Source organism: Gordonia jinhuaensis (assembly GCF_014639795.1).
Taxonomy (GTDB): Bacteria; Actinomycetota; Actinomycetes; order Mycobacteriales; family Mycobacteriaceae; genus Gordonia_B; species Gordonia_B jinhuaensis.
Genome location: NZ_BMGC01000002.1, coordinates 143959 through 162608 on the forward strand (window position 1 = coordinate 143959; position 18650 = coordinate 162608).

17 protein-coding genes are annotated in these 18650 nt (G+C 68.4%); 8 read left to right on the forward strand and 9 right to left on the reverse strand.

The features are described 5' to 3' along the window. Positions 1-21 precede the first annotated feature (21 nt). Genes IEW22_RS01995 through IEW22_RS02010 form a run of 4 tightly spaced genes read right to left on the reverse strand, consistent with a single transcriptional unit; the run spans position 22 to position 5383 of the window. Complete coding sequence (locus tag IEW22_RS01995; RefSeq protein ID WP_188584911.1) at positions 22-972, reverse strand: phytoene/squalene synthase family protein; 951 nt, start codon at positions 970-972, stop codon at positions 22-24. After that, the gene (mptB, locus tag IEW22_RS02000; protein WP_188584912.1) at positions 969-2582 is read right to left on the reverse strand and encodes a polyprenol phosphomannose-dependent alpha 1,6 mannosyltransferase MptB; all 1614 of its coding nucleotides are present in this window, start codon (positions 2580-2582) and stop codon (positions 969-971) included. Before mptB ends, IEW22_RS01995 begins: the two co-directional genes overlap by 4 nt. Continuing rightward, positions 2579-4237, reverse strand: coding sequence for a phytoene desaturase family protein (locus tag IEW22_RS02005; RefSeq protein WP_188584913.1), 1659 nt, complete (start codon positions 4235-4237; stop codon positions 2579-2581). The genes mptB and IEW22_RS02005 overlap by 4 nt, the downstream gene beginning before the upstream one ends. Continuing rightward, positions 4238-5383: a polyprenyl synthetase family protein gene (locus IEW22_RS02010; RefSeq protein WP_229742090.1), complete on the reverse strand. Its 1146-nt coding sequence runs from the start codon at positions 5381-5383 to the stop codon at positions 4238-4240. Positions 5384-5541: 158 nt separating this feature from the next. On the opposite strand from IEW22_RS02010, the gene metF reads away from it, so the two are divergent. Further along, positions 5542-6477, forward strand: coding sequence for a methylenetetrahydrofolate reductase [NAD(P)H] (metF, locus tag IEW22_RS02015; protein WP_229742091.1), 936 nt, complete (start codon positions 5542-5544; stop codon positions 6475-6477). Between the two features lie 40 nt (positions 6478-6517). Here metF and IEW22_RS02020 read toward each other — a convergent pair whose 3' ends face one another. From IEW22_RS02020 to IEW22_RS02040, 5 genes are all read right to left on the reverse strand, one after another. Next, positions 6518-7708 carry a glycosyltransferase gene (locus IEW22_RS02020; RefSeq protein WP_188584914.1) on the reverse strand — a complete coding sequence of 397 codons (1191 nt, stop codon included), beginning with the start codon at positions 7706-7708 and terminating at the stop codon, positions 6518-6520. A 38-nt stretch (positions 7709-7746) separates the two neighbouring features. Then, entirely contained in the window at positions 7747-8478 is a 732-nt protein-coding gene (locus IEW22_RS02025; protein ID WP_188584915.1) for an LppM family (lipo)protein, read from the reverse strand. Between the two features lie 89 nt (positions 8479-8567). Beyond that, a complete protein-coding gene (locus IEW22_RS02030; RefSeq protein WP_188584916.1) occupies positions 8568-9389 on the reverse strand; it encodes a carotenoid biosynthesis protein in 822 nt (273 codons plus the stop codon). Beyond that, positions 9377-11005, reverse strand: coding sequence for a phytoene desaturase family protein (locus IEW22_RS02035; protein WP_188585025.1), 1629 nt, complete (start codon positions 11003-11005; stop codon positions 9377-9379). The genes IEW22_RS02030 and IEW22_RS02035 overlap by 13 nt, the downstream gene beginning before the upstream one ends. Before the next feature lie 47 nt (positions 11006-11052). Beyond that, entirely contained in the window at positions 11053-11676 is a 624-nt protein-coding gene (locus tag IEW22_RS02040; RefSeq protein WP_188584917.1) for a GNAT family N-acetyltransferase, read from the reverse strand. A 369-nt stretch (positions 11677-12045) separates the two neighbouring features. Here IEW22_RS02040 and IEW22_RS02045 point away from each other — a divergent pair, with 369 nt between their 5' ends. The 7 genes from IEW22_RS02045 to IEW22_RS02075 all read left to right on the forward strand — a co-directional run bounded on the left by IEW22_RS02045 (position 12046) and on the right by IEW22_RS02075 (position 18565). Continuing rightward, positions 12046-12606 carry an SAV_6107 family HEPN domain-containing protein gene (locus IEW22_RS02045; RefSeq protein ID WP_188584918.1) on the forward strand — a complete coding sequence of 187 codons (561 nt, stop codon included), beginning with the start codon at positions 12046-12048 and terminating at the stop codon, positions 12604-12606. A 252-nt stretch (positions 12607-12858) separates the two neighbouring features. Next, positions 12859-13275, forward strand: a complete 417-nt coding sequence (locus tag IEW22_RS02050) for a DUF3040 domain-containing protein (RefSeq protein WP_188584919.1) — start codon at positions 12859-12861, stop codon at positions 13273-13275. 352 nt (positions 13276-13627) lie between these two features. After that, positions 13628-13846: a hypothetical protein gene (locus IEW22_RS02055; protein WP_188584920.1), complete on the forward strand. Its 219-nt coding sequence runs from the start codon at positions 13628-13630 to the stop codon at positions 13844-13846. 140 nt (positions 13847-13986) lie between these two features. Beyond that, positions 13987-14418 (forward strand): division/cell wall cluster transcriptional repressor MraZ, encoded by a 432-nt coding sequence (gene mraZ, locus IEW22_RS02060; RefSeq protein WP_188585026.1) that lies wholly within the window; start codon positions 13987-13989, stop codon positions 14416-14418. Positions 14419-14584: 166 nt separating this feature from the next. Then, on the forward strand, positions 14585-15565 hold the full coding sequence (gene rsmH, locus IEW22_RS02065; protein WP_268235453.1) for a 16S rRNA (cytosine(1402)-N(4))-methyltransferase RsmH: 981 nt from the start codon (positions 14585-14587) through the stop codon (positions 15563-15565). Beyond that, positions 15562-16527 (forward strand): hypothetical protein, encoded by a 966-nt coding sequence (locus IEW22_RS02070; RefSeq protein WP_188584921.1) that lies wholly within the window; start codon positions 15562-15564, stop codon positions 16525-16527. Before rsmH ends, IEW22_RS02070 begins: the two co-directional genes overlap by 4 nt. A gap of 88 nt (positions 16528-16615) precedes the next feature. After that, positions 16616-18565: a peptidoglycan D,D-transpeptidase FtsI family protein gene (locus tag IEW22_RS02075; RefSeq protein ID WP_373284118.1), complete on the forward strand. Its 1950-nt coding sequence runs from the start codon at positions 16616-16618 to the stop codon at positions 18563-18565. Positions 18566-18650: the final 85 nt, after the last annotated feature.

Below are 18650 nucleotides of genomic sequence, written 5' to 3' on the forward strand. Positions count from 1 at the left end.
AGAGCGAGCGCTGATCACCACTCACCGCGCCCGGTCGGGTGCGAATGCGGTGATCGCGGCCGCTGCGCGGCGTAGCCGGGCGGCTGTGCCCACGCGCACTCGCGTGTCGAACACCTGGAAGTCCACCGCCTCCATCTCGCCCAGGATGTCGCGGTAGATCTCGAACGCTGCGCGGATACCGGGCCGGCTGCGGGCGGCGAGCATGCCGACACCGGGTTCGGCCTGCCGATACACCGATCGTGTGATCGCGACCAGATGTGCCAGGCCTCGCTGCAGTTCGGGTGCTGCACGACCGGTGGCGCGGGCATCCCGCAGGGTCTCCTCATCGACGCCGAATGCGGCGAGCTCGTCGAGTGGCAGGTAGATGCGATCGCGGTCGAGGTCCTCGCCCACATCGCGCAGGAAGTTGGTGAGCTGGAACGCGTCGCCGAGCGCACGCGCGGTGGGTTCGGCATCGCCGATCCGCACGCCGGCAGCGGTGCCGAGGATCGGCAGCATCTGCAGTCCGATCACCGACGCCGAGCCGAACATGTACTCCGACAACTCGTCCAAGGTGCGATATCGGTTGCGGAACAACGGGTTCCCCGGCACGTCCATCCGCATCGAGGTGAGGAAGGCGGTGAACAGTGACCGGTCGATGTCGAAACTGGTGATGGTGTCGACGACGGCGAGGAGACGATCGTCGACGGTGTCGACGACGGCGAGGGTGCCGCGTGCGCGCGTGTCGTCGAGCGCGGACATCAGCGCGACCTCGATCTCGTCGATCGCGCGGGAGGGATCGTCGACGTCGGTGTCGGCGACGTCCACCCAGTCGTCGACCATGCGCGCGAAGCCGTAGAGCGCGTACACCGCCTCCCGCCGATCGGCGGGCAGCATCCGGGTGCCCAGGTAGTAGGTGCGGCCGTGTTCGGCGGTGAGCGCACGGGAGATGTCATAGCTGCGTTGCAGCGCCGGCGCGCGAACGGGTGTCATCGCGATCCCCGCTCGCTCGCCGTCGCCGGGGTGCCGGCAGGCGTCTGGGGATGGGTCACGGGCCGATTGTCGGTGCTGTATTGCTCGGCGGAGCCGAATCGGTGGTCGGTGGCGACGACCCAGCCGGCGAGCGCCGAGACGAGCACGCAGATGGTGAGCTTGCCCGGCTCGTACAACAGGATCGAGTCGTCGGGCGCGAAGGCGAGGAGCATGAACGTCGAACCGGCCACCACCACGCCGAGCATCCGTCGGCCGGGTGCGCAGGCGACCGCCGGGATCAGCGCCCACACGTAATACCAGGGCAGCGACGACGGTTCGAGTAGCAGCACCGCGCTCATCGCCAGCGTCAGACCGAGCATCGCGGTGCGCTCGTCGCGGCGTGCCCACCACCAGATCACCACGAGTGCCATGGCCATCACGATCTCGCCGATCAACCGGGTCACCGCGAGCACCGGCAGCAGCGACATCGTGGCCACCGGTGCGGCGGCCCAGGTGATCACGTGCGCGATGAGCGTGGGCACGGTGAGCCAGTTGATGATCCGGTCGGCCCAGCCCAGTCCGGTGAGCCACCCGAGCCCGTGTCCTTCTGCGGCGGTGAGGATCCCGAACACCACCGACGAGACCACGATCACACCGGCGAAGACCCCCGCCACATCCCGTGGACGTACCGCTCGACGGGAGCGGATGTGGTCGAGCCAGATCCACACGACGAAGGGCAGCGCCACGCCTGCGGTGATCTTGATGCCGGTCGCGACGGCCAGGACCACCACGCCGGGCACATGTGCACCTCGGACCACGAGTAGCAGACCGGCGGCGAGCACACCCATGAGCAGCATCTCGACATGCGGTCCACCGACGGTGTGGATGAGGATCATCGGGTTGAACAGCACCAGCCACATACCGGCGGCTGCGGGGTCACGCCGGCGACCGGGAAAGTGCTTGGCCAGCAACGGAACGGCCCACACCGCCAGTGCCACACCCGGCAGCATCACCAACCGCATCATCGCCACGCCGGCCACCGGGTTGTCGCCGGTCACCGCGACCACACCTCGAGCGACGAGCATGAACGCGGGCCCATAGGGGGCGGTGGTGGTGGCCCATACCTGGGCCATCGAATCCAGCAGCGGCCCAGGGTTGTTCACCGGACCGTCGGCGTAGGGGTTGAAGCCGTGTGACACCAGCGAAGCCTGCGCCAGGTAGGCGTAGACGTCGCGGCTGTACACCGGCACCGCGAACAGCAATGGTGTCACCCACGCCACCACCCACCAGCGCAGCGCCGTCATGCCCGGCAGCGCGCCGGTGCCCAACCGGATCCGCCGTCCCAGGACGATCCACGCGCAGACCATCACCGCGACCCCGGCCCAGAACAGCAGGGACGCCACGGATCTGCCGTGACCGTAGGTCACCCACGCCAGCCCGGCGTCCTGCAGCCATGTGTTGTTACGTGGGATGTCACCGACGCCGTAGCTGCCCAGCGCCACCAGCAATGACCCGACCGCACCGGCGCCCAGCGGTGAGATGAGCTGTGACCGCAACGCCGTCCGGTGCGCGGAACTGCTCTGAGCCCTGCTCGGTGCGCCGGCGTCGGGGTGACGGGTCGCGGCGGTCATCGCCCACCGGCTGCCGAGGACGACGGCTGTGACCCGTGTGCGGACCCGAGTACCGCGGCCACGCGTTCGGAGGCCAGTCGACCGGACACCAGCACAGGGGGGATGCCGACACCCGGCACGGTCGACGACCCTGCGAGCACGACTCCCGGTATGCCGGGCCACACATTCGGCGTGCGGAACGGCCCGGTCTGGGAGTAACGGTGCGCCGCGGCGAACGGCGTGCCCGCCGACATGCCCGCGCGCGACCAGGTGAGCGGGTGGTCGATGCGCACGATCTCGAGATGCTCGTCGATGCCCGCGTAGCCGCGGTCGGCCAGTGTCGCGAGGACCTCGCGCGCGTAGGCCGGCGCCAGTTGATCCCAGGGGAGATCGGCTGAATCGAGGTTCGGGCACGGTGCGAGCACCGAGATCGATTCGTATCCGTCGCGGACGAACGTCGCCGGATCCGACTGCGCGGGACGGGTGATCAGCAGAGAGGGATCCGACATCAGTGTTCCGCGCCGCCCGGTGATCTCGGAAAAGGTTTGCGCCCAGGCATCTCCGAACAAGATGGTGTGGTGACGGGCCGGCCAGGAGCGTGCGAGGTCCTCACGGACGAGGCCGTGGACGACCACCGCACTGGGGGAGTGGTGCACCCGTCGACGGCGCCGACGCCGTCTGGCGGCGGTGGACTCCCGCATCAGCGTCTCGGTGACCGGGGTGTCGGTGGTGAGCACCACCGCGCGGGCATCGATCACCCGACCGTCGGACAGCTCGACGCCACCCACGGTGTCGCCGCGGACGATCACTCGATCCACCGGCGTATTCAGTGACACCGAACAACCTTCGCGCACAAGGTGTTCGGCGATGGTATCGGCGATCGCACCCATCCCGCCGCGCGGATACCAGACTCCCATACCGATGTCCATATGCGCGATCAGTGCGTACACACCGGGCGCGCGGCTCGGCGCGACTCCGGCGTAGAGGGCTTGGAAGGTGAACACCCGTCGCAGTCGCTCGTCGTGAATGAACCGCCGGATCACCATCTCGAGCGGCGCGAGTGCGCCCATCGACAGCAGCCGCATCGTCGCACCGCGCGACGTCGCGTCGAGGTAGTCGAGCACACCGTCGGCGTTGCGGTCGACGAACGTGTCGAACTCGACGTCGAACAGGTCGGCCAGCCATCGGCGTAACCTCTTGTGCGCCTGACCTTCTCGTTCGCCGAAGGTGGCGGTGATATTCGCCGACAGGCTCTCGGGGTCGCGTGCGATGTCCACGTCGGTGCCGTCGGCGAAACGTACGTGATAGGTCGGGTCGATCGGGGTCAGCGCGACCGATTCGGCGAAGGTCGCGCCGGTGGTCGTCTCGCCCGTCGTGGTCGCCGCCAGGGTCCGTTCGACCAACTCGGGCATTGTGAGAACTGTTGCACCGGTGTCGAATCGGTGTCCGGCGATGGTCTCGGTGCGAACCCTCCCACCTACCGCAGGCGCGGATTCGACCAGCGCAACGCGGTACCCCGATCCGGTCAGATGTGCCGCGGCGGCGAGTCCGGACAGGCCCGCACCCACCACCACGACGTCTGCCGTGTCCGGGGCCTCGTGCCCAGCGCCGTCTGCCGCCGGGGCGCCGTCGTGGAGCGTGTCCGGTCCGACGCGAGAGTCGTTGGGGGTGTTCACCTACGACTCCCGATGCGCCAGGCGCGCGGTGAAGCTCGCGAGGGCGCCCACCGCGGTCGGCTCGGCGTCGGCCCCGCGCAACCGATCGAAGGCGCGCGTGGTGAGTTCGTCGATGGTCGTCTCGATCTCCTCGAGCGCGCCCACGTCGACGAAGATCGCGCGGGCCTCGTCGAGTTCGGCCTCGGTGAGCGGGTGCCCGATCAGCGCACGCAGCCGATCGGCCAGCGCCGGATCACGGTCGTGGGCGCGTCGCAGTGCCACCGCGAGCAGTGCGGTTCGTTTGGCCGCCACCAGATCGTCGCCGGACGGTTTACCCGTTCGCGCGGCGTCGCCGAACACTCCCAGGACGTCGTCGCGGAGTTGGAAGGCCAGCCCCAGGTCGGTTCCGGCGGCCAGCAGGGTCTGCTGCAGCTCCTCGTCGGCGCCGGCCAAGGCGGCGCCCAGTGTCAGCGGCCTGCTCACCGTGTAGCCGGCGGTCTTGTGGCGCATCACGCGATAGGCCGCATCGATCGACTCGTTGCCCGATGCCTCGGTGACGATGTCGAGCAACTGACCGCCGAGCACCTCGGTACGCATGATCGACCAGATGCTGCGGACCCGCCGCAACGACTCGGGCGTGATGGGGGCGTCGGCGATCATGTCGTCGGCCCACGCCAGGGCGAGGTCGCCGACGATCACCGCGGCCGACACTCCGTAGTGGGCGGCGTCGCCCGACCAGTCCGCGCCGCGGTGGGTCGCCTCGAACTGGCGGTGTGCGGTCGGACGGCCGCGGCGGGTGTCGGAGCGGTCGATGATGTCGTCGTGGATCAGCGCGCACGCCTGCACCAGCTCCAGTGCGGCGAAGGTGGCGATCGCGGCGTCGGAATCGGGCCGGTCGGGGGCGCTGCGTCCCTCACCGGTGGGCACGGCGAGCCAGCCGAGATATGCGAACAGGGGCCGCACCCGTTTGCCGCCGAGCAGCACGAACCGGGACAGCACGTCGACGGCAGCGCGGTACTCCTCACCGATCAGGGCGACCTCGTCGGCTCGGCTGTCGAAGTAGCGGCGCAGCGCGGCCTCGGTGCCATCGACCACGTCGGCGAGCAACTGCGTGGAGTCCGCGCCCGGCGAGTCGACACTCGACGAACGGTCGGACGATGCACTCACGGGCGTCTCCTGAGAAATAGTCGGCGCGCCAAGCGTAACCGGCCGGGGCGCGTCGTCCCCGTCGATGCCATCCGCGCACCGTTGGATCCCGTGACCGGGTGGACCCGCTAGCCGGTTGGACCCTCTGGTCGGTTGGACGCTGCCCGTATCCTGAACAGGTGACTCAGACACAGCGACAGCCGTCGATCGTCGAGAGGCTCTCCGAGCCGCATTCGGGACCCGTGCCGTTCTCGGTGGAATTCTTCCCCCCGCGTGATGAGGCCGCCGAGGAGCGGCTGTGGCGCGCCGTGCGCGTATTCGAACGAATGCATCCGGCGTTTGTGTCCATGACCTACGGCGCGGGCGGCTCTACCCGCGACCGCACCGCACGCATCACCGGCCAGCTCGAGCGGGAGACCACACTGCTGCCGGTGGCGCACCTGACCGCGGTCAACCACAGTGTCGACGAGTTGCGGGCGATGGTCGGCACCTACGCCGACCAGGGCATCTCCAACATCCTCGCGCTGCGCGGCGACCCGCCCGGTGACCCGCTCGGCGACTGGCATCGCCATCCGCAGGGAGTGGCCTACGCCGAGGATCTCGTACGGCTGGTCCGCGACCTCGGTGATTTCCACGTGGGTGTGGCGTCGTTCCCCGAGGGGCATCACCGCTCACCCGATCTCGAGCACGACACCAGGCAGCTGGTCGCCAAGCTGCGCGCGGGCGCCGAGTACTCGATCACCCAGATGTTCTTCGACGTCGAGTTCTACCTGCGTCTGCGTGATCGGCTGGTCGCCGCCGACCCCGAACAGGGTGCCAAGCCGCTGATTCCGGGGATCATGCCGGTGACATCGCTGGCGACCGTACGCCGGATGGTGGAGTTGTCGGGTGCGTCGATCCCCGCCGATGTCGAGCGTCGGCTGGTGCACGCCGCCGGTGACGGCCCGGAGGAGGACCGTCAGGCGGTGCGAGCGGTGGGCATCGACCTGGCCACCGAGATGTCGCAGCGACTCATCGCCGAAGGTGTGCCGAGTCTGCACTTCTGCAGCATGAACTTCGCCAAGGCGACCAGTGAGGTCCTCGAACGCCTGGGGATGGACGTCCTCGTCGCCTGATCGGGCCGCTGGTCGCAGGATCCTTCGAGGCCGACACCCGTCAGCTGCGGGGTACCGCCCGCCCACGCCACACCGGCCGACGTCCGCGCAGATCGGCGACGACCGCGTCGGCGACCACCGCAGCGCTGATCGCGATCGCCGCCGGATGTGTTGTCGCCGAGGCGAAGTCGACTGGTGACAGATGTCCGGTCTCCAGCCGCCTGGCGACCAGCCGCGATGAGATCCCCGCGGCCAGAGCCGCACCGGCCATCCGTGAGTTCCCGCGGCGACAAACCAGTTCCAGTGCCGGGGTGACCCAGATGAGCGCCGCGCCCACAGCGACGGCCGCCGCGGTGATCGGTCCGCCGAATGCCGCGACCAGCCAGCGGCGGTGCCCGGACCACGTCTGGCGGGGGTTGTCATACATCCGGCAGCGAACGCGTCCGCCGGGTGCGCGGCTGGTGCGCACCGCGGTGCGGCCACCACGGGTGCGGATCAGGCGAGCCAGTGCCACATCCTCGGCGACGGCGCCGGCCACGCCCCGGTGGCCGCCGATGCTGCGGTAGGTCCTCTCGTCGGTCACCAGGAACTGACCGATGGCCACCGCCGTCGACGCGCGCGGGCGGCGCTCGGTGAGATCCAGTGGCACCGTGGCCAGCCACGACCATGCGAGCAGCGGTTGCACCAGGCGGCCCAGCAGGTCGTCGGCCAGTTGTGCGGGCCAGATGCTCAGCAGGAACAACCCCGACGACCCTGCCGAAGCCGCCCGCCCCGCGCGGGCTCCGACCCCGAACGCATGCACCGCATCGGCGAGCGCATCGGGTTCGAGCCGAACGTCGGCGTCGAGGAACACCAGTACCCGATCGGCTTGTCCGGGCTCGTCCAGCACCGCGTCGGTGAGCCGCTGCAGTGCGAAGGATTTACCGGTCCAACCCGCCGGCGGTTCCTTGTACGACACCCGCAGGTCGAAGCGAGGGTCGCCGGCGACGGCCCGACGCACCACGTCTCCGGTGGCGTCGGCGGACGCGTCGTCGAGGATGTGGACTCGCAGGTGTGCGATCCCCCGCGACGATCGCAGGTCGGCGATGAGCCCGCCTATCCGCTGCGCCTCGTCGCGCGCCGGGATGAAGACGTCCACCGCAGGTCCCGCTTCAGCTCGTGCGCCGGTGGCACGCAGACGCGCGGTGCGCGCATTGCACGCGGTGATCGCCAGCGTCGTGAGCGAGACCGCCGCTGGGAGTGCGCGGGCCACGACGGCGGCGGCAGCGAGTGCGCGGGGAAGTGAGCCGATCAGTGGTGGACTCGGCGGTCGTCGGTCGGACCTGCCTGCCCATCGCCGGCCTCGCTCGCGGTCGAGTTGCCGTCGGGATCGTCGAGGGGCTTGCCGACTCGCGGTGAGCGGTCGCGGAACCACCACGCCATGAAGATCACCAGCGCCACCACGATCAGCGAGATTCCGGTGATCACCAGCGTCCACTTGCCGAAGTCGGCGGTGCTCGGATCGGGGTAGTCGGCCTCGGCGGTCATCACCGCGGGCTGCCCGGGCGTCGGTTTCCAGGTGACGCCCTCGTTGCTGGTCTGTACACCGTTGGTCGCCGAGACCGGACCGGCGAACCGCACCGTCATCTCCACGTAGTCGTCGGGGGTCAGCGGGGTGAAGTCGGCGACCCCGCGCATGCGGACCACCGAGCCGCTGCGTGTGGCACGGATGTTCATGTCGACGGAGCTGTTGGGGTAGGCCTCGCCGATGATGTCGCCGATCTGGTCGAACTGACCGAGCGTCAGCTGATCGAAGGTGACACGGGTACCGATACGGCCGTCGGCCCGGTACTGCTGGTCGACCATGTTCGACGACATCGACTCGGGGATCGACACCTGCGGGCCCTTGGTGTCCCCGGTGTCCTTGGTGGCGAGGATGAACTCACCCCAGAGCCGGTCGCCGACGAGGTGTTGGCTGTTGCCGCAGCCGCTGAGAGTCATCGAACCCACGATGACCAGCACAGCGACGAACGCGCCGATCATCGAGCGTCGCCGTGCGACCCCTGGCCCAGGGCGCATCTGTTCCCGCTTTCTCCGCTGCACATCGAACATCGTGCCAGCCTCGGTGGGGTTCACGACGGGTATCGCTGGCGTGGCGTCGATCTGTGCCGCACAGCGGTCACCGCCGCCGGGACGCCCAGCACGCCCATCACCACGAAACCCCACGGGGCCGACCAGGTGAGACCGGGCAGGAACACCAGATGGGCCAACGCCGAGCCCAGCCAGGTCCACACGAACCAGCCGCCCGGCGCGCCCACCTCGGACGGGTCGCAGTGCCCGGGGTCGGCGAATGTCAGTGCCGTGAACACCACCGCACCCATCGCCAGCCATCCGACGTAGTTGGTGAGTGGGATGTCGTCGATACCCGGGAGCGTGGGCGCGCCGGGGGCGTCCCACACCCACAGCCGATCGGCGACCATCTGAGGGTCGAGATAGAGATCCCATCCCACCAGCGCGACCATCGCCAGCACGACCCGCGTCGGTCGGGCAAGCGGCAGCACAGCCGACACCCGCCACACCGCCAGCGCACCGGTGAACCAGGCGACGCAGATCAGCAGCGGCACCGAGGCGACCGCGGGACCGAGCCGTCCCATCGCATAGTGATAGGAGCCGAACGGGACACCAGTGGCCGTGCCGACCACCTCGAATGCCAGTCCGGTGGCCATCACGCCGACGCAGATCGCCACGGTGCGGCCGACACCGCGCCGGCGGCACAGGTCGGCGGCCATCGTGAGCGCACCGGAGAGCACGACCACGATCACGAGCGTGTCCCGGGTCCCGCCACTGACCAGCGGATAGCCGATCTGCGCGAGGATGCAGACCGACAGACACAACCACGCCGTCGCCGACCAGGCGCGCCCGGTGGCCGAGACCGGACGACTCACCGCGACCATCGCGGCATCCATCGGCGTGCGCACAGCTCGTGTGCGGCGGCCGCGGCGGCGAGTCGGCCACTGGCCCCGTTGACGCCGCCGCCGGGGTGCATCGATGCGCCCGCCAGGGTGAGACCCCTCAGGCTGGGGATGTGCCCTCCGGCGAGATCGGGATGTGGCCGCCACGCGAACATCTGGTCCAGTGACATCTCCACATGCATGACGTTGCCGCCGAGCAGGCCGAGTTCGGTGTGCAGATCGTCGGGGGTCTGGACGTGGACGTGCTCGATCTGATCCGCGAAACCCGGTGCGTGCCGGTCGAATTCGCTGATGATGTCGTCGGCGGCCCGGCTGCCGAGGTCATGCCAGGAGCGGCCGCCCGACAACCGGTAGGGCTGCCACTGCGACCACAGGGTCAGCAGGTGGCGTCCTTCGGGTGCCAGGGTGGGATCGATGGCCGAGAACCCCATCGACAGCACCGCGGGACGGCGGGGGAGTTGACCCGCGAGCGCGTCGCCGTGTGCGGCCGCGAGATGGCCGCGTTCGCTCACCAGTAATCCCAGCCCGCTGTGAACTCCGTGCGGTGGCAGATCCGTGGGCAGTCCCGGATAGTCCGGTAGTGCGCGTGCGCCGATCCGCACGGCCATCCCGATCCCGTTGCCCACGCTGATCTCCCGTCGCCAGCGCTTGGTCGCCGAGGCGGGCAGCCCACCGGCCTCGAGGAGATCGAAGGTGGTCAGCACGTGGCAGGCGGCGATCACGGTCCGGGCGCGTGTGGTGGTGCCGGTGGAATCGGTGAGCACCCATCGATGCGTCGCCCGACCGGAATCCCCGGTGGGGGTGAGGCCGGTGATGGCGCGAGCGGTGTGCACCGCCCCGCCGTGATGGGTGATCGCCGAGATGAGTGCCGAGGTCAGCGCGCCGCTACCGCCGATCGCGCGTCCCGGTGGCCGGCGGTGCATCAACGCGGCGAAGCCCACCATCGGCGCGGTGCCCGGCTGGTCCATCGGCGGACCCGACTGGGCGCCGAACCAGGCGAGCGCGGCCTTGAGACGTTCGTCGTCGAACCAGGAGTCGAGCAGGGCGTCGCCGGACTGCAGGAACTCCTGGGACACGGTGCCCGCCGCGGTGCGACCCGATCGGCCGCGTCGATCGGGCAGCCCCCAGAACGCGCGTGCCAGTGACGGCGGCGTGGGGGGATGGGTGAGTGCGCGCATCATCGCCTGCGCCCGCGGTGCCCACACTCCGACGAACCGTCGGTAGGCGTGCGCGTCGGCGTCGCCGCAGGCCGCCGCGATGTGTGCGCAGGTGGCGTCGAGATCCACCGAGAACACGATGGCCGGTGAGTCCTCGGTGGCGGGGGCGAAGGCCCACGGGTCGCAGTCGAGGTAGCGCAGACCGAATCGTCCGAGTTCGAGCTCGTCGATGATCGGCGTGTGCCGGATCATCAGGTGCGCCGATGAGCCGCGGTCGACCCGATAGCCCGGGAACCGCTCCACGGTCGAGACGGCCCCGCCGGGTACTGAGTCGCGCTCGAACACCGCCACCTCGTGCCCGTCACGGGCGAGGTAGGCGGCGGCGATCAGACCGTTGTGGCCCCCGCCCACGACGGCCACCTCCACCTCGTCGTTTCCCATCTCGTCGTCCCCCATCCCGTCGTCCCCCATCTCGTCGCAGACCGGGCTCATGGTCGCGGCGTGTCGGTCGGCCGGGCCAGCGGCAGGTCGCGACCCAGGACGGCGAACGGTCGCGGGTCGCCGGTGAAGGTGAAATGCCGCAACACGTCGAGGAATCCGAAACGGCGGTAGAGCCGCCATGCGCGGTTGGACTCGCCGGGGACTTCGGGGGTGGAGAGCAGGACACGATCCTCGGGGCGGTCGGCGAGCAGCCTGGCCAGCAGTGCCGCACCCACACCTCGGCCCTGCACGTCGGGGTGTACGTGCAGCTCGGTGAGCTCGAAATAGTTGTCGAGGATCCGTTCGATGTGGTCGCGCGAGTACCCCGACACTCGAAGACCGGTCCGCAACTGCTGATGCCACCACTGGTTCGGTGCCCCGCGATAGCCGTAGGCGATCCCGACCAATCGCGGGGAGCTCGACGAGCTGCGGGTGCGAGCGGCGGGTTCGTCGTCGTAGAGCAGCGCACCCACCGCCCGCCACCCCGGACGCGTGATGTGCTCGCGCCAGAGCGGTTCGCGATGGATCTCGGTTCCCGCCGGATATCGCATCGCCGTCACGTACACCGTCAACGCTGGACGCAGCCAGGACTGTGCGTCGCGTGCGGGTAGGTCGACGATCTGGATTGTCACCTGCGAACTGCCTTTCGGCCGATTTCCGGTCTGGCGGTGGATGTCGTGTCTGGTGTCTCGTGGTGGCTGTGGGGTCCCGTCGTGGACGGTGGGTCGGGTGGGGGACATCAAGTCTTGCAGTGAGCCAGGACTCTGGTTAACATTGAATATGTCGAACGGGTGTTCGAGGACTCAGCCTCCGCAAGCGAGAGACTCTGCCCCGACGACCATCCTCGGTTCGGTGGTGGGTGAGGGAAGCACACACCACCGAACCGGGCGATCGATCATCACCGTGGTCACCCGCCCACACGCTCTTGTCGGTGGCCCGGCGTACATCTTGTCTCAGCGACAACGCGCACACGTCACCAGATCGGGAAGGGGAGAGGCGGTATGAACGCTCGGGCCACACGCACTCACACACGCGGCGACCGCACGGCACCGACTCGCGCGGCCCGCGCACTGCCGTCGGATCCCCGCGACTCGATCACCGCGCATGCCGGCGCTCCCGGGACCGCGGCGCCAGCCTCTCCCGCTGCCTGGTCGCTGCTGCATCGAGCAGACGCCTTGTTCGCCGAGGCCGGACTGGTCGCCGATCCGGTCGAGCGGTTCGGTGTCCTGTATCTCGCCGCGCTGCGCGCGGCCGGTGCCGCGCTGGCCGTGTCGGAGAAGGGGGTGCGTCGCAGCACTTCCCGCGGTGCGTGGGATCGGTTGAGCCGCGCGGTGCCGCCGCTCGCGGCGTGGGCTGAGTACTTCCGGGCACTCTCGGCGATCCGTGCCGACATCGAGGTCGGTCTTCCGCGCTACCTCAGCGGCGAGCAGGTGGCGGTTGTCGACGGCGCCGTCCGAGACTTCCTGTTGTGCGTCGAGAAGCTACTCGATGGTGATCTACGTCTCTCTTCCAGGCCGAGCGCGAGCGCTTCTCGAGGCTCAGGCGGCCGTAATGTCGCATGAGATGGTCGATTCGGACGCTCCGAGACCTGCTGCGGGTCGATCGAGCCGGTTCTCGACGTCGGGATGGTCCGGATGTGGACTTTTGTTATCAATCCATGAGGAGCCCGATCCGCGGGTAATGGTGGTCGCACGTTCGGCAACCTCGTATCATTTTTGGTGAAGAGAGGCCGTACAGCCGATACGGTCACGGACAGACGTATCTCACCCACATCGTCTGCCCGTCGGTGAGGGTTAGTGCTGAAGGAGGGGGCGGTGCCACTCTCGGAGCACGAGCAGCGGATGCTCGAAGAGATCGAGAACGCGCTCTACGCGGAGGATCCGAAGTTCGCGTCGACCGTTCGAGGTCGACGTTTCGGTGGTTCGACCGCTCGGCGCCGCATTCAGGCGGCGGTGGTGTTCGTCATCGGACTCGCGCTGCTCATCGGCGGCTTGCTGGTCAACGTCCGTATCGGTGACTTCCCGATCCTGAGCCTGGTGGGCTTTGTGGTCATGTTCGGCGCGGGGCTGATGGCGTTGTGGGGCCTCGGCGGTCCCAAGGCCGGCTCCGGTCACGGATCCGGCGGCGGGTCGGGAGAGTCCACGTCGTCGGCACCCAAGCGCGGTAAGGGTCGTCGTTTCTCCGAACGCATGGAAGAGCGCTTCAACCGTCGCTTCGATCAGGATCGCTGAGCTCGTTCAGGCCGCGTGGGCTGTCCCAGATTCGAGTCTCGCGCATCTGACCAGCGCGTCTGGTCAGCACGCTCAGGCGTCTATCGACCCCAGGTCTACTCGAGGTGTCGTGGGCTCGCGTTGCCGATATCCGGGACTGGCGGCGGGTGGTCCTGACGTTCATGCTCCGGACATGCACGCTCCTGCGTAGCCTCGCGATGGGTGATCGACCGCTCGGCTCGTGAAGCGCCCACTCGTCAGCCTTCCACTCGTTAACCTCGTTAACCTTCCGATTCCTCAACCTGTCAGTGGGTGAACCGCCCACTCGAGCGCCCAGATAGCGCCATCTGTCACAGACAGGTGGCGCTTTTTCATGGCCATCCCGCCGAACGTCGCGTCCACCTCGGGCGTGGCCGCCCTCGCTGTGGGGATCTGCCCCACCTTCACCCCCGATCCCCACTCTCCACCATTGCGCACCCCTCGCGCACCCCGGTGTGGTCGTGGCGACGCGCTCTCCTGGGAAAACGCGGTGCGCGACATGCCGGTGATCCTCGTGAAGGAGAAATCTCCCCACCCAATTTCACCCGTCTGAACTGCATGTTTGTCCATGAGTGGGGGAGAGACCTGGCTCTGGGGGTGGAAAGTGGCGGAAAGTGGGGTAATGTGGGCCGCACAGGAAGGCGAGAACCGGACCGTCGCCTGTGAAACCGGCGGGAGGCTGTCGTGGACAACTTGTTCCTCGGCACCTACACGCCAAAGTTGGACGACAAGGGGCGACTCACGTTGCCCGCCCGCTTTCGGGACGCACTGGCAGGAGGGGTGATGATCACCAAGAATCAGCACCACAGCCTGGCGGTGTACACCCGTGAGCGGTTCGAGGAGCTCGCCATGCGGGCACTCGACGCATCGCGCAACAACCCCACTGCACGTGACTTCCAGCGGCAGCTCGCCGCGGGAACCGATGAACAGCGACCCGACTCGCAGGGCAGGATCACACTCTCTGCCGAGCATCGCCGCTACGCGAGCCTCAGCAAGGACTGTGTGGTCATCGGCAACATGCAGAACCTGGAGATCTGGGATTCGGCCACCTGGGCCGACTACCAGGCGGCACAGGAAGAGGACTACTCGGAGAAGGGCTTCACGGCTCTCGATTCGATCGACTGACCCGACGAACGTCGCGAGTTCACCCCGGCGACTTGTCACCGGGACATCGCGGGTGTGACGCGGCCTCTGCCCGATCCACCCCTGGCGCACTTCCCCAGCGCCAGGTGTGAGCTCGGGTGGAGACCACGCCACACCCATGCAGGGAAAGTAGTGGGGAGGGAGATCGGTGGACCGTGTTTCCGGCGCCCACGGCCATGTGCCCGTGATGGCCTACCGCATCCGCGAACTCCTCGCCCCGGCGATCCTCGCCGACTCCGATGGTCCCGCTGTTCACGTCGATGCCACGCTCGGGGCCGGCGGGCATGCCGAGGTGATGCTGACCAGCTTCCCGGAACTCCGACTGATCGGTGTCGATCGCGACGCATCGGCTCTCGACATCGCCCGAGAGCGCCTGTCGCACTTCGGTGATCGCGTGACGTTGGTCCAGGCGCGCTATGACGAGATCCCCGAGGCCCTCGACAGCCTGGGACTCTCCGAGATCACCACGGCACTGTTCGACCTGGGTGTGTCCTCTATGCAGCTCGACCGCGCCGAGCGCGGATTCGCCTACGCGGTCGACGCCCCCCTGGACATGCGGATGAATGCCGACGACCCCCTCACCGCGGCCGAGATCCTCAATACGTATTCGCATGGCGAGATCGCCCGAGTGCTCTCGGAATACGGCGAGGAGCGCTTCGCCGGCCGGATCGCCTCGGCGATCGTCCGTGAGCGTGAGCGTGAACCCTTCACCACCAGCGGGCGTCTCGTCGAGTTGCTGTACGCATCGATCCCTGCTGCCGCGCGCCGTACGGGCGGTCATCCGGCCAAACGTACGTTCCAGGCGCTGCGGATCGAGGTGAACGACGAGCTCGGTTCGCTGCGGCGCGCGATTCCGGCTGCCGCCGAAGCGCTCTCGGTGGGCGGTCGGATCGCCGTGATGAGCTATCAGTCGCTCGAGGATCGAATTGTCAAGCGCGAGTTCGCCGAACGCCTGCGGTCGACCTCACCTCCCGGCCTGCCCGTCGAACTGCCCGGCACCGAGCCCGAGTTCCGAGCGGTCACTCGCGGAGCCGAACTGGCCTCTCCTGAAGAGGTGGAACAGAATCCGCGCTCTGCACCCGTTCGTGTGCGGGTTGTCGAACGAACACGTCGAAGGAGTCAAGCGTGAGTGTGATCGACGTTGCGACCAAGGACGAGACGGCCCGGCGTCCCGGCGAGGGATCACGCAGTGGTACCCCCCGTTCGTCGTCGCGCGGTTCGGCGCTGCGTGACGCTCCCGGTCGGAATGCTTCGGGCAGAGCGGGTTCCACCCGATCGACGTCGAGTCGCACCCGTTCGGAGTCGGCCAGTCGTGCACTGGAGCGTCGCCGTCGTCGCCTGGCCGCACAGTCGACCACCACGATCATCCGCGACGAAGTATCCGTGCCGACAAGGGAATCGCTGGCCGCACGTATCCGCAGGGTGCCGTTCGTGGTCGTGGTCATCGGCATCATCATGGTGGCGCTCGCGGCAACACTGTGGCTCACCACACGTTCGGCGCAGGATGCTTACCTTCTCGGCGCGGCGCGCGATCAGAACCAGCGCCTCGTCGATCATCGTGATGCGCTCAAGAAGGAGTACGAGTCGGGGGACTCGGCACCCGAACTCGCCGACAAGGCCACGAAACTGGGAATGATTCCCGCCTCGGCGGTACCGCGGATCATCGTCGGCACCGACGGCAGGTCGAGGGTGTCCGGTGATGTCGTGGCCCAGCAGGGCAAGCCCGAGCCGTCGCTGAACGCGCCGCACTCCGGCGGCGCCGCGGCCGACACGCCTCAGCAGGGTCGGACCCCGCATGCGGCCGGTGAGCAGGCCGCGACGTCGAATCAGCTCGGTGCCGGCGACAACCTGTCCGGTGCTGCGGCCACGACCAACGTGCTGCCTCAGTCGGGCGCAGCCCCGACTGCGCCGTCGCCGACACCGAACTCCGCGACGGCCCCTGCTCAGGCTGCGCAGCCGCAGGATGGGGCGCCCCGATCGGGGGCGTCGGAATCCCCGGCTCCTCAGGCGAGTAGCGCACCGGGAACATCGCCGAATCCGCTCGCCCCGGGTACCGCCACGCCGGGCTCAAATTCCGAGGTTCTCCGTTAAACAAGTGAACAATTGGGAACATGAGTGACGCGAGTGACGGCAGTGATTTTCGCGGCTGTCAGGGCTGTGTGAGGTCGGGAGGAAACCGGTGACCACGACGCAATCCCGTCGTCCACCGGCCGCCCGCGGCCGCGCCGCGACGGAATCCTCCGGGAGCCGTCGCCGCGCCCATTCCGGCCCGATCCGCGCCGACGTCGCACGCACGGCCGGCGGTGGCTCCGGAGGCAACGGCGGCAACGGCAACGGTGACCGCGAACAGCGCCAGTTCTTCCGCCGGCACCGCATCGCGGTCGTCGTCATCATCGTCGCCGTCGTCGCGGTTGCGGTGAAGATGCTCGTCGTGCAGTCCTTCGAGGCACCCAAGCTCAGCGCCGAGGCGGCTGACCAGCGCGCCGTCACCACCGTCCTGCCTGCCGTGCGCGGCGCGATCGTCGACCGTGACGGCACGCCGATCGCCTACACCGACGACGCACGAGCGCTGACGTTCCAGCCCGTCGTCGAACGCAAGGCGATCATCGCCGAACACCAGAAGGACCCCACCAAGCCCGACGTGAACACCCGTATCGAACAGATCGTCGCCGGCGTCCACGCCTTGCTGCCCGAGGTCTCCGCCGACGACCTGCGCGCGAAACTGCTGAGCAACGACTCCTTCACCTATCTGGCGCGCGCGGTCAGTACCGAGACGGCCCGCAAGATCGTGGAGGCCTTCCCGGAGATCGGCGCCGAGCGCCAGGAGGTCCGGGTGTATCCGGGTGGGTCGCTGGCGGCCAACATCGTCGGTGACGTCGACTTCGACGGCAACGGGTTGATCGGTCTCGAGTCGTCGATGGATTCGGTGCTCTCGGGTCAGAACGGTTCGACCACCTACGATCAGGGCTCCGACGGCGCGATCATCCCCGGCAGCACCCGCAACGTCCATCCCGCCGTGAACGGCAAGCAGGTCAGACTCACCATCGACTCGGATCTGCAGTACTTCGTGCAGAACGAGGTGCAGAAGGCCAAGGACGCCTCCGGTGCTCGCAACGCGCAGGCCGTGGTGCTCGACTCGCGCACCGGCGAGGTGCTGGCGATGGCCAACGACAACACCTTCAACCCGTCCAAGTCGCTCTCGGATCAGCAGAGCGCCGAGCTCGGTGATCGACCGGTCACCTCGCCGTTCGAGCCGGGTTCGGTGAACAAGCTGGTGACCGCGTCTGCGGCGATCCAGTACGGGCTGACCACACCGACCGAGGTGCATCAGGTACCCGGCAGCATCGAGATGTCCGGGGTCACCGTGCACGACGCATGGGATCACGGCGTGGCGCCGTACACCACCACGGGCATCTTCGGAAAGTCGTCGAACGTCGGAACGCTGATGCTCGCTCAGAAGGTCGGCGAGGATCGCTTCGCGCAGATGCTGCAGAAGTTCGGTCTCGGCCAGCGCACCGATGTCGGGCTGCCCGGGGAGAGCGGCGGGTCGGTCCCGGCCCGCAGCCAGTGGTCGGGCGGCACCTTTGCCAACCTCCCGATCGGCCAAGGCTTGTCGATGACGTTGCTGCAGATGACCGGCATGTACCAGGCGATCGCGAACAACGGTCTGCGGATCCCGCCGCGCATCGTGTCCTCGGTCGGTGACCAGGGGCAGAAACGTCCGGTGGGTGTGCAGGTGGTGAGTCCGCAGACCGCCACCACGGTGCGCAACATGTTCCGTGCGGTGTTCCAGGAGGATCCCTGGGGCACCCAGTCGGGTACCGGCTACAAGGGTGCCATCGAGGGTTATCAGCTCGCCGGCAAGACCGGCACCGCTCAGCAGGTCGACCCGAATTGCGGCTGCTACTCCAACAGCAGCTACAACATCACCTTCGCCGGAATCGCCCCGGCGGACAATCCGCGGTTCGTGGTCGGGATCATGCTCGACGCGCCCAAGCGCAGCAGCGACGGCACCGGCGGCGAGTCGGCCGCCCCGCTGTTCAAGTCGATCGCCTCGTGGCTGCTCCAGCGTTACCACGTGCCGCTGTCGCCGACGCAGACGCCGAAGATGGTGCTGCAGGCCGGCTGATCAGTGGGGCCGGGATTGCGGGTGGGGGATCGCCGGTAAGTTGTACCCGGCCCTGTAGCGCCAGCCCGGCCCGCGGTCGGAAGTC

Bases quoted from the DNA above. Each gene is read 5' to 3' on its own strand.
- IEW22_RS02025 (WP_188584915.1), bottom strand. From the start codon at position 8,478: ATGATCGGCGCGTTCGTCGCTGTGCTGGTCATCGTGGGTTCGATGACT.
- IEW22_RS02045 (WP_188584918.1), top strand. From the start codon at position 12,046: ATGAACGCTCGGGCCACACGCACTCACACACGCGGCGACCGCACGGCA.
- mptB (WP_188584912.1), bottom strand. From the start codon at position 2,582: ATGACCGCCGCGACCCGTCACCCCGACGCCGGCGCACCGAGCAGGGCT.
- IEW22_RS02035 (WP_188585025.1), bottom strand. From the start codon at position 11,005: ATGGGAAACGACGAGGTGGAGGTGGCCGTCGTGGGCGGGGGCCACAAC.
- IEW22_RS01995 (WP_188584911.1), bottom strand. From the start codon at position 972: ATGACACCCGTTCGCGCGCCGGCGCTGCAACGCAGCTATGACATCTCC.
- IEW22_RS02055 (WP_188584920.1), top strand. From the start codon at position 13,628: ATGGCCATCCCGCCGAACGTCGCGTCCACCTCGGGCGTGGCCGCCCTC.
- IEW22_RS02030 (WP_188584916.1), bottom strand. From the start codon at position 9,389: ATGGTCGCGGTGAGTCGTCCGGTCTCGGCCACCGGGCGCGCCTGGTCG.